We start from the raw sequence: 1,071 nt of genomic DNA, 5'->3' as shown, positions 1-1,071 counted from the left end.
AACATTTACAAAGTTACGGCCCTTTCGTATGATGCTGACCCTTCCGGGGCAGCCAAGGCTGCCTTTTTGCGTTTCAGAGGATTTGAGTGATATGCAAGCCATCATGAATACCTACGGGCGGTTACCCGTAACGTTTGAAAGTGGACAAGGCAGCTGGGTTATTGATACTCAGGGCCGACGCTATCTGGATGCGCTCAGTGGTATTGCCGTATGCGGTCTGGGTCATGCCCACCCTGCGGTCACGGCGGCTATCCGTGAGCAGGCTGACAAGCTGATTCACACCTCAAACCTGTATGGCATCAGCAAGCAGCAGGCGCTGGCTGAAGCACTGGTACGTGTCTCCGGTATGGAAAACGTGTTTTTCTCCAACTCCGGTGCCGAAGCCAACGAAGCGGCGATTAAAATTGCGCGTAAATACGGTCACGACCGCGGCATCCATGAGCCTGTCATCATTGTTATGACCAAGGCCTTCCACGGCCGTACCATGGCCACCCTGACCGCTACCGGTAACACCAAGGTGCAGGAAGGCTTTGGCCCGCTGCTCAATGGTTTTATCCGTGTGCCTTATCAGGATCTGGATGCCATAAAAGCCGTCGTCAAAGCCAACCCGAATGTCGTTGCGGTAATGCTGGAACCGGTACAGGGCGAAGGCGGTCTGGCGACTGCCAGCGCCGACTATCTGACCGGCGTACGTGCCCTGTGTGATGACCACCAGCTGCTGATGATGCTCGACGAAGTACAAACCGGTAACGGCCGGACCGGCACCTATTTCTGCTACCAGCACTTTGGCTTCCGCCCGGATGTCGTAACCACCGCCAAAGGTCTGGGTAACGGCGTGCCTATTGGTGCCTGTCTGGCTCAGGGCAAAGCGGCCCAGGTACTGCAGCCGGGCAATCATGGCTCAACCTATGGCGGTAACCCGCTGGCCTGTGCGGCAGCACTGGCGGTGGTTGAGACCATTGAACAAGAGAATCTGTGTGATCACGCCCGCACCATGGGCGATTACCTGCGTGACGGTTTCCGTGCGCGCCTGAACAACAGCGAGCGTCTGCTCGAAATCCGTGGCCACGG

Annotated in this window: 1 protein-coding gene; it reads left to right on the top strand. The window is 57.0% G+C overall.

All coding sequences use genetic code 11. The features are described from left to right. Window positions 1-91 precede the first annotated feature (91 nt). A partial coding sequence (locus tag B3P58_RS17965) for an aspartate aminotransferase family protein (protein ID WP_286719449.1) occupies window positions 92-1,071 on the top strand: 980 nt, incomplete at its 3' end.

This window comes from Thalassolituus sp. UBA2009 (assembly GCF_002335285.1).
GTDB lineage: Bacteria > Pseudomonadota > Gammaproteobacteria > Pseudomonadales > Oceanobacteraceae > Venatoribacter > Venatoribacter alkanivorans.
Note: the sequence above shows the minus strand (reverse complement) of the source record. Positions and strands in the feature narration are given on the sequence as shown.